Origin of the sequence: Brunnivagina elsteri CCALA 953 (assembly GCF_002289455.1) — a bacterium.
Taxonomy (GTDB): Bacteria; Cyanobacteriota; Cyanobacteriia; order Cyanobacteriales; family Nostocaceae; genus Brunnivagina; species Brunnivagina elsteri.
This window is the reverse complement of record NZ_NTFS01000594.1, coordinates 1-2868: the sequence shown is the minus strand read 5'-3', so window position 1 is coordinate 2868 and position 2868 is coordinate 1. Positions and strand designations below refer to the sequence as shown.

Sequence of the window (2868 nt, the reverse complement as noted above, 5' to 3'; positions counted from 1 at the left end):
GCGTAGCGTGTCCCCTTGGGACTCAGAATCTCGCAAAGATGCTTCGTTCCTCAGCATGACAAAACAGGATCATTCATTTTGTGGAGTTTTCTAAGTCCATTTGAGTAAAATCCAGAAATCACGAATTAGAAATTAGATTCTACTGCGGTTCCGTGTACATTGAAGTAAGGATTTTGTCAATCAAAATATTTGGTGAATGTAAAAATATTTTCCGGCTAATTTGATAGCAAATTCTATTTACATATTCCCGTAAGGGTATATACTCGTTAATATCTTTTGAGATGGAAATAAAAATTACATTCGTGTTTTCCAATTGAGCGTATATATTCAGCCCTAAGCATCAAAGGTATTAGTCTGAGTCATCGCTTAATGTTTGATTTCCATAGCTTAAACAATTAATAAAATCACCAATGATTTATGACAGTTTGTGACGAAAAAAACTTGATTCGCCAAGGTTTGTATGCGAAAGAATTGCGTCCATTATTACCAGAGCAAGCATTTATCCCAGACCAAAATAAATTAATTATCCAGCTAATTAATGTTGTCATCTTGCTTCTTGGTTGGGGTATTGCATCTTATTTAGATAAGTGGTCTGTATATTTTTTATGGTTGTATTTACCCTTATCATTGGTGATGGGTAATAGTATTGTGGTTTTGCTATTTAGCTCCCATGAGCTAATGCATAATAGTGTAATTAAAAATCATCGCCTAGTTTATTTTTTTGGATTTTTAGGGATGATAATGTTGGGAATGCCGCCAACTTTTTGGAAAGCGGTTCACAATCGAGAACATCATAACAAAACTAATTCTCTGGATGACCCCGATCGCAATTATTTATCAAGTCAATCTAACACTTGGGGGAAATGGATTCAGGATACATTTGTCCCTTCTGCGGAAGTCCATCCTCTGGGGTTGTTGCTGGGGATGACATCGGCTTGGGCAGTACATAATTTTCGGAATTTGACTTCGGTGCTATTATTTAATAGTAAATCTGTCAGTTATGTTCCTGCTGCTTTCACAATTAGCGCCAAGGAAAGGCGATTAATCGCTGTTGAGTGGTTGGGAATTATTGCAGCTCATGGAAGTATTTTGGCGTATTTGCAATTCCACCCCTTGAAGATAGCATTAGCTTATGTTTTACCAATTGCGATTGGCTATGCAGGGTCAATGTTTTATATCTATACAAATCACTTAATTTGTGAAATGACCGATATCAATGACCCTCTGATTAATAGTGTATCTTTGCGGGTTCCCAAAATATTCGATTTATTACATCTCAATTTCTCTTATCATACCGAACATCATATTTTTCCGGGGATGAATTCCAATTACTATCCACTAGTTCAGGAATTACTGATTCAACATTATCCAGAAAGATATAACTTAATCGATGCCAAAGAAGCTTGGTTTTTGCTGATGAATACCCCCAGACATTACCACAGTGAAAACACCTTCACTGATTGGTCTAATAAAAAGATTGTTTCTTGTCCATTGTCTAGAGCAATAGAAGAATAATAAAAACCGCGATCGCAATATTTCAGTCAAACATATTATCGAACCATGACGAAATTGCGATCGTTGATAAGACGGGTATCTTGCACCATCGCGACTACAAGCGAGATATTCCTAAGCATGAAGTCTTTCCACTAAATACAGCTTTTCCTCCAGTTGACGCTCGTGTTCCACAACAAACACGTTGGAATATAAATTTGCCATAATTTGTTTGCCTTGCTGGGTTAGGGATAAATAATGTAATCCATCCTGAATATAGGGAAATACCCCATTCCAATAAAACTTGGCGTAATTTTTCCGCAAGTCAGCAGGTGTTTTATACCCCAAAACTTTGTTCATTCCGGTTTCTTCAAACTCGTAGAATAAAGAGGTGATTTTCTTTAAATAACGCGGATCGCTTAATTGTCCAATTAAATCTGCTGCACGAACTAAACCAGCAAAACTCTCTGTTCCTTGATGATCTTCTGCGGCAGGTACGGGAAAGCGTGTTAGTTCTATATTGGTTTTAATCACCTCTGCATCAATGAGGTTATGTCCACCAAATCTTTCATCGATAAATAATTTAGCCCGATCGACATGATACGGTGTCATGCTTGCGTCTGATGCTCCTGGTAACAAGGAAATCATTTTTCCATCTCTACCTGTTGAGTACAAACCCTCTATTTCTTGATCCTGACGGCATACTCCTCTAACATAACCAATATCATGGCAGACTAAGGAAATAATGAAGTGCAACCAGTCTTCGCTAGATACTCCACCTTCACGAATGTGCTTACCGCGCAGAATTTCCTGTCCTACGAGAGTAACCAATATTGAATGTTCGACATTATGATACAGGGCATCGCTATTGGCAATATTTTCTAAAGCCATACTGCCTGCCCAAGCTATGATATCCTGATAATCTGTCTTCAGACATCCGTAAGTGCGTCGGTATCCCTCTCGAATCTGATTCACAAATGCATCAATTAAAATTTCCGTGGTATTGAACATGTTAGTTACTTCTTAATATTCAGTTATTTATGGCTTCTTTGAAATTTCCTCATTAAGTTGTGGCTTAATGAATTTACTGGGTGGTACAAGTTTATCCTTCAAGTTTTCCAAGCAAGTCTAAGCTTTCTTGATATTTAAGGATTAACTGCACAGACAAGGAAAATATTTCTGTCCTAATCACAGGATATGCGATTGGTTACTTAAGATGCAAAACAAAAGAGATAAATAAGTATTATCACTGAGTAAGGTTATCTGAATATTAAAGGCTTGAATTAAGTTATTGAGCATGAATATACTGCAAACGGGTAAAATCTGGACTTCTGTCATACTGTAGCTTGCTACTTACAGAAGCCGCTTGCGCGTCTA

General features: G+C 37.3%; 2 protein-coding genes. One reads left to right on the top strand and one right to left on the bottom strand.

Annotated elements, in window-relative coordinates:
- The first annotated feature begins 417 nt into the window (after positions 1 to 417).
- Positions 418 to 1515, top strand: coding sequence for a fatty acid desaturase family protein (locus CK510_RS28800; RefSeq protein ID WP_095724896.1), 1098 nt, complete (start codon positions 418 to 420; stop codon positions 1513 to 1515).
- Positions 1516 to 1626: 111 nt separating this feature from the next.
- Here the strand turns inward: CK510_RS28800 and CK510_RS28795 are convergent, their stop codons facing one another.
- Positions 1627 to 2502 carry an Npun_R2479 family HD domain-containing metalloprotein gene (locus CK510_RS28795; RefSeq protein WP_095724895.1) on the bottom strand — a complete coding sequence of 292 codons (876 nt, stop codon included), beginning with the start codon at positions 2500 to 2502 and terminating at the stop codon, positions 1627 to 1629.
- Positions 2503 to 2868: the final 366 nt, after the last annotated feature.